Raw genomic sequence first — 6,471 nt, 5'->3', positions numbered from 1 at the left:
GGGCAGCCGAGCCGATCGACTATGAAGAAGTTGTTTTACCCGCACCGCGTCGCATTCAGCTTGAAGGCGAGAAGATCAGCCTGCGAGCCTTGGAACAGATGGTGCATGCTGGCGTTGAATGGTGGCAGATGCGCTTGCAAACTGGTGAAGCAACCCGTGAAGAGGCAATCAGTAGTATTGAAGAGTTGCGGAAAGCCCTTGGAAGCGTTAGTCATCAGTTGGCTCAAGGCCGTGAAACTATTCGCATTACCACCACGTTAACGCCCGCCCGCCGCTTTCCGCTGGGCTGCTCGCGCTGCGGCAAGGGCAATCGGGTGAATGCACGTTATTGCATTGCCTGTGGTAATCCATTGGTGGCTAATGCAGAAAAGGTCCAGCCTATGTCCCAAACACTTCGCTATACTGTTGGTCTGCTTTCCGATGTTGGTACTCGCCGTTCAGTCAACCAAGATTCTGCCTTGGTCGAGCAGTTTCGCTTGCGTGATGGCACGCCTGTGATCTGTTGTTTGGTGGCTGATGGCATGGGTGGTGCTCAAGGCGGCGAACGAGCCAGCGCCTTGGCTAGTCAAACAATTGTGAATCATCTGCGCGATTATAGCCGCAATGTTGATCGCAGCTTTGATGGCTGGCGCGATGTTGTGCGAGCTGCAATCGCTGCGGCCAATAGCACGATCTTTCGCGAAGCTGAAGTTAAATCAACCTTACGTGGTATGGGCACGACGGTGGTCGTGGCCTTGGTGATTGGTGAAAAAGCTTGGATTGGCAGCGTTGGTGATTCGCGAGTCTACCTATTTAATCGTAAAGGGGTCAGTGAACACACTCAACAAATCGCCCAAATCACAGTAGATCACACCATGGTGGCCCGCTTAGTTGACATTGGCGAGCTAACGTCTGAACAAGCCCGTACTCACCCGCGTCGCCATGTGCTTTATCGCTCGGTCGGCGTAGAAGCCACGGTCGAATCGGACATGACTGAGCAGCCGCTTGAGGCTGGCGATTGGCTGTTGCTCTGCTCCGATGGCTTGATCAACGAGCTTTCGGATGAAGAATTGCGTGATGCAGTCTTTGAAGCCTCATCGCCACAAGCATGCTGTGGCAGCCTGATTGCTATTGCCAATAGTCGTGGAGCACGCGATAATGTGACCGTGGTGTTATTGTCGGCAGAAGAACGCACCGACCAGCAGCACTAGTGGCCTGTGGCTGAAACTAATTAAAGATTGTCTGCGTCTTATGCTGTGACGGCCTTACGCCAGCGATCACATCCTGATCGTTTTGTCACGATTCTGGGCGCTTTTTAGCGCAACATCGTGCTATAATCGCGCTGAGTTGCTGATACGAAGGATTTTCTCCATGAGCGATTTGTTATCTGAAGAAAACTCTAAAACAGGTGCATTGCCCCCCGAGTTGATTTTGGGCTATCGCTATTTGCTCAAACAACGGCTTGGCCAGGGCGGCATGGGGGCAGTTTATTTGGCCTATGATCAGCGTCTTGATATTGATTGCGCGATCAAGGAAATGAGTACCGCCCTACTTAAAACCGAAGAGGAGCGTGAACGCGCCCGCAAATCGTTTCATGAAGAAGCAAAATTGCTGGCACGTTTGAATCATCCTAATCTGCCGCGCGTGACCGACCACTTTAGCGACCACGGGCGGGAGTATTTGGTGATGGAGTTTGTGCCAGGCGAAACCTTGGCGACGATTTTGCGCAATAGTCCGCCGCCATGGCCAGTTGCCGATGTGGTGGCTTTTGCCGAACCACTAACCGAGGTGCTGCACTATTTGCATAGCCGCACCCCACCAATTATTTTCCGCGATTTGAAGCCAGCCAATATTATGCGCACCCCTGAAGGTCAAGTAAAGCTGATCGACTTTGGGATTGCGCGGTTGTTTAAGCCTGGTCAATCGCAAGATACCCAAGCCTTTGGCACGATGGGCTACTCAGCGCCCGAGCAATATGGCACTGGCCAAACTGATGCTCGCTCCGATGTCTATGCCTTGGGCGTGTTGCTGCATCAATTAATGACTGGCCATGATCCAATTGCCCAGCCATTTAATGTACCGTTGGCGCATACGATTAATGCCGCTGTACCCGAAGCCATTAGTTCGGTGCTGATGACGGCGATGAGCCATGATCCGCAAACGCGCTTTGCCTCGATGGTGGCCTTGCGCCGAGCCTTATCCAATGCTTCGCAACACAGTGCTGATGTGTATGTGGCCCAGCGCCCTGGCACTGCGGCCTTGCCAAATGTTGGCTATGCTCCGTCAGCCCAAATGCGGCCAACCTCGCAGCCGTATGGCCCGCCGAGTTCACAACCCTATGGCCAAACTGGTTCGCAACCCTATGGCAAACCTAGCTCACAGCCATATGGGCAGCCCAGTTCACAACCCTATGGCCAAACTAGCTCGCAACCCTATGGGCCGCCAGTGGCGCAGCCGTATGCCCAGCCCTATAGCCCGCCGCCACCGCCAACCTATGCCCAACCATTTAGCCCACCAGCCCCGCCGATGCATCCAGCGACGCATCATTTACAGGCTGCCAGCGTGCCCAAGGCTAAAACTACGGGCGTGGCTCAAACTGCCCAAATTATGGGCTTTTTGAGCTTGCTCTTGACGATTAGCGGCTTTTTCTACGAAGATATGGGGCGAGATGCCGGCATCTTTATGGGCTTTTTTGGTGGCTTTGCCGGGTTTGTCTCGCTGATTGTTAGCATCGTGGCCATTAGTTTAAAAGCTACCCGCGAATCAATCAAAGGCCGCTCGCAATCAGTACGTGGTCTGATTTTTGCCACGGTTGCAATGGTTTTAGCCTGTGTTGTTTTTGCGATAATTGGCGCGGCAAATCAATACTAATATTTGTAGATTCTTGTGTGCTCCCTTGTTGAAGGAGGAAATATGAAGTGTCCAAGCTGTGGACATACGAATGATGGTGGCAACCGTTTTTGTGAATATTGTGGTGCACGACTCGATCCGTCGATGAATCAAGAAGCAACCCAAATCGGGGCAGTTCCCAATTTACATACGGATCAAAGTTACGATGCGCCAACCATGTTTGTTCCAGCCGATCAGGCTCCTCCTGCGCCACCAGCCCAAGCGGAGCCAGCAGTCGCCAGTGCGCCAGCCGCAAGCTCGCTCAACTGCGCTGAATGTGGCTATATCAATCAACCAGGCGACCGCTATTGCGATCAGTGTGGAGCCTCACTCGATGCCGCTCCTGTCGCTGTTGTTCCAGTGACTACGCCTGCGCCAGTTGCCAGTGAAGCGCTTACGCCGCCCGATGGTGTGCCAGCCGTACCAGTCGCCGAGCCACATTTGGCTGAATTAACCAATGTTGCGCCAGCTGAGGAGTTGCCAACCGTGCCGATTGATGATCAACAGCCAGTTTCGACTCCTGTGGCCGAAGCCGAACCAGTTGCGCCAGCCATTGAAGAACCAGTGGTTGCACCTGTAGCCGAGGCTGAACCAGTGGTGCCTGCGGTTGAAGAACCAATTTCAACCCCTGTGGCCGAGGCCGAACCAGTGGTTGCTCCGGTAGCTGAAGCCGCCCCAGCAGTTGACGAAGAAGTCGTAGCAGCCGAACGCACTGCTTTATCAGCAGCGGTGATTGAGCAAGAAGATAATCTGGTGATGTTCGAGCAAATGGCTAATCGGTATGCTGGCCGCGCCTTGCCTGCGCATATCGCCGCTGGCATCGAAGAAACCAAGGCTAGTCTGGCCGAAGCACAAGCTAATTTGGCGGCGTTTGATCAAGCCCAAGTTGTAGCCAAAGCTGCTGCTGAAGCCGCTGCTCAGGCTGCCGCCGACGCTGCGGCTGCGGCTGCTGCTCAGCCCGATCCAGAAGAGGTAGCTCGTTTAGAAGCAGCAATCACCGAACATCAAGATAACTTGGCGATGTTTGAGCAGATGTCAGCTCGTTATGCTGGCCGTGCTTTGCCAGCCCATATCGCTGCTGGCTTGGAAGAAAGCAAACATGCCTTGGCTGAGGCCGAAGCTGAATTAGCCGCCTTGCTTGGTGGTGCACCCGCTGCACCTGCTGCTGCGCCAATTCCTTCAGCTCCGGTCAATACCTATGATGCGCCAACGGTTGCTGCGGCTGCCCCAGCTGAACCAGCGCCAGCTCCGGTTGTGCCTGCCGAACCAGTGCCAGCTCCAGTAGTTGAGGCTGTGCCAGCATGGGCTGCCCCAACGCCTGCCGAGCCAGTCGCTGCTCCGATTGCTCCACCAGCGCAAGTTACCCCGCATTTGGTGGTTGCTGGCAGCCAAGTGGTGCTCAACTTGCCAACCGATAAGCAAATTTATGTGATTGGCCGTGAAGATCCGATTAGCGGGATTTATCCTGAGGTCGATTTGACCAATCATGGCGGCGAAGGCGGTGGGGTCAGCCGTCAGCATGCCCGCTTGCACAATACTGGCGGCAATTGGACCTTGGAAGATTTGAATAGCACCAACTATTCCAAAGTCAACGGCCAAAAATTGGCTCCGCATGCGCCAGCTCCGGTCAACCATGGCGATCAACTGCAATTTGGCAAAGTTGTTGTGACTTTGCATTTGCATTAATCTGTAAGTTTACGACCCGCGCTTATCGTTGCTGATAGGCGCGGGTTCTTTGTAGTTGGAGTATTTAATGCTGAATCCAGCTCAATTTCAAGTGTTGACCTTTGATTGTTATGGCACATTGATCGATTGGGAAACTGGTTTGTGGGCGGCGCTTGAGCCAATTTTTGCTCGCTACAATATCAACATCGAGCAAGAAGCGGCTTTGCAATTGTATGGCGAGCTAGAAAGTGCGCTCGAAGCAGGCCCATATTTGGCCTATAAAACGGTGGTAGCAACCGTATTAGGGCAACTTGGTCAGCGCTTGGGCTTCACGCCAACCGCCGAAGAATGTGCTGAATTTGGCTTGTCGGTCAAGCAATGGCCAGCTTTTACCGACTCGCCAGCAGCCTTGCAACGCTTGCAACAACGCTATAAATTGGCGATCATCTCAAATGTTGATGATGATTTGTTTGCGGCTTCGGAGCAACGCTTGGGCCTGAAATTCGATTGGATTATTACGGCGCAACAGGTGCAATCGTACAAGCCGTCGTTGAATAATTTTCAGCGAGCCTTTGAACGTTTAGCCTTGCCGCAAAGCGCAATTTTGCATGTGGCCCAAAGTTTGTTTCACGATATTGTGCCAGCCAATCAACTTGGCTTGAACACGGTTTGGGTCAATCGTCGCCATTCTAACCCTGGTTTTGGGGCAACGCCTGCCGCCGAAGCCCAGCCCGATTTGGTTGTGCCAAGTTTGGCCGCCTTGGCTGATGCCTTGGGTTGCTAAATCTGCTGCCAGCACTATTGGTGCTGATAGTGCTGGCGTTTTGATTAAGCTTGATTTGGCGTTGCCAAAAGTGCTATCGATGCAGTTAAATCTTCGCTGATGTAGGCATTAATTCGTGGATAGGGGAATTTTTCTGATTCAGTGATATAAATTGAGCGAAAGCCAAAAAATTGACTAGTAAAATAGGTTAACGAAGTATCATACTCTTTGTATAAATTAGCCTCAACTTGCTTCCAGATCAGATTGAAATCAGCAAATTGGCTTAAATAGTTGATTTTTGCACGATACCATGTTTCAAGTTCAAAACCTTTGGTTGCTTGGCGAAAATTATAAATATAACTACGAGCCATTAATTCCCACTGAATAATATCGACACTGAATAAACGTTTGAATCCGTAACGTGGATCAAACATTAAATTGAGAATATTGCGATCATCCACAGGAATGCTGGCGAACCCACTCATATAGTGTTCAAATAAACGATTCATCAGCGAATTGACTTCCAAAATATCCCATACATGATTCAGAATAAAGCCTGGAATAGTGAGATTATGTACGATGCTACGGTAGCGTTCGAGATGCTGTTCTAAAGCAGCTCCGCTAAGAATCTCTGGATCAGGTTTGTAGCCCGCTGCACTTAGCAAAATATTACGTTCGCTAATATTACATTCCAACAAGGTTGCCACACCACGCACAATCACCTCAGGTACAGTAATTTTGGCGCGTTTCTCCAACAAACGCTTATAGGTCGGAAACTCTAGCCAAATCGCTTGTTGAGAGAATGGCGAAGCGCTTAATTTAGGCCGTTTGCGATCACGAATGGCATCTTCTAAATCGCGTTTATGCAAAATCCGAATTCGCTCAGCCGCCTCGATAAAAGCATCATTGGCATTAAGTTGGGGTGCTTGCTCGGTCATAGTTTTCCTTTTTCAAGGACGCTTACCCTTAGATTCATGCGGTAGCAGCCTAAAAATAACGCTGCTATTATAGCAAATCTACGCTATTTGGATGTTGTTGGATATATCATTTTTTTGAAGAAATTGATTATTGATTGAGATTCTGCGCCTAGTGATTGCTGGGTTGGTCGTGATTCTTTGCGGGGTGCAAGTGTGGCTGGTGTTATCAAAGCGTTGTGGGGAGTAATAGTCGATTGA

The 6,471-nt window shown here is 51.1% G+C and carries 5 protein-coding genes; 4 read left to right on the top strand and 1 reads right to left on the bottom strand.

What is annotated here, in order from left to right; translation table 11 throughout:
* From DEF47_RS17720 to DEF47_RS17705, 4 genes are all read left to right on the top strand, one after another.
* Positions 1-1,190: Stp1/IreP family PP2C-type Ser/Thr phosphatase (locus DEF47_RS17720; RefSeq protein WP_287045259.1), on the top strand; the 1,190-nt coding region annotated here is incomplete at its 5' end.
* Between the two features lie 160 nt (positions 1,191-1,350).
* Positions 1,351-2,850 (top strand): serine/threonine protein kinase, encoded by a 1,500-nt coding sequence (locus DEF47_RS17715; protein ID WP_012188455.1) that lies wholly within the window; start codon positions 1,351-1,353, stop codon positions 2,848-2,850.
* A 42-nt stretch (positions 2,851-2,892) separates the two neighbouring features.
* Entirely contained in the window at positions 2,893-4,554 is a 1,662-nt protein-coding gene (locus tag DEF47_RS17710) for a double zinc ribbon and FHA domain-containing protein (protein WP_012188456.1), read from the top strand.
* A 67-nt stretch (positions 4,555-4,621) separates the two neighbouring features.
* Positions 4,622-5,317 (top strand): haloacid dehalogenase type II, encoded by a 696-nt coding sequence (locus tag DEF47_RS17705; protein WP_012188457.1) that lies wholly within the window; start codon positions 4,622-4,624, stop codon positions 5,315-5,317.
* Between the two features lie 44 nt (positions 5,318-5,361).
* Here DEF47_RS17705 and DEF47_RS17700 read toward each other — a convergent pair whose 3' ends face one another.
* Positions 5,362-6,234: an MmyB family transcriptional regulator gene (locus DEF47_RS17700; RefSeq protein ID WP_012188458.1), complete on the bottom strand. Its 873-nt coding sequence runs from the start codon at positions 6,232-6,234 to the stop codon at positions 5,362-5,364.
* Between the last annotated feature and the right edge of the window lie 237 nt (positions 6,235-6,471).

Source organism: Herpetosiphon sp., from assembly GCF_003512625.1.
In the GTDB taxonomy this organism is placed as follows: Bacteria; Chloroflexota; Chloroflexia; order Chloroflexales; family Herpetosiphonaceae; genus Herpetosiphon; species Herpetosiphon aurantiacus.
This window is presented reverse-complemented; position numbering and strand designations above follow the sequence as displayed.

Coding starts and splice junctions, on each gene's coding strand:
- DEF47_RS17715 (WP_012188455.1), top strand. CDS start 1,351: ATGAGCGATTTGTTATCTGAAGAAAACTCTAAAACAGGTGCATTGCCC.
- DEF47_RS17710 (WP_012188456.1), top strand. CDS start 2,893: ATGAAGTGTCCAAGCTGTGGACATACGAATGATGGTGGCAACCGTTTT.
- DEF47_RS17705 (WP_012188457.1), top strand. CDS start 4,622: ATGCTGAATCCAGCTCAATTTCAAGTGTTGACCTTTGATTGTTATGGC.
- DEF47_RS17700 (WP_012188458.1), bottom strand. CDS start 6,234: ATGACCGAGCAAGCACCCCAACTTAATGCCAATGATGCTTTTATCGAG.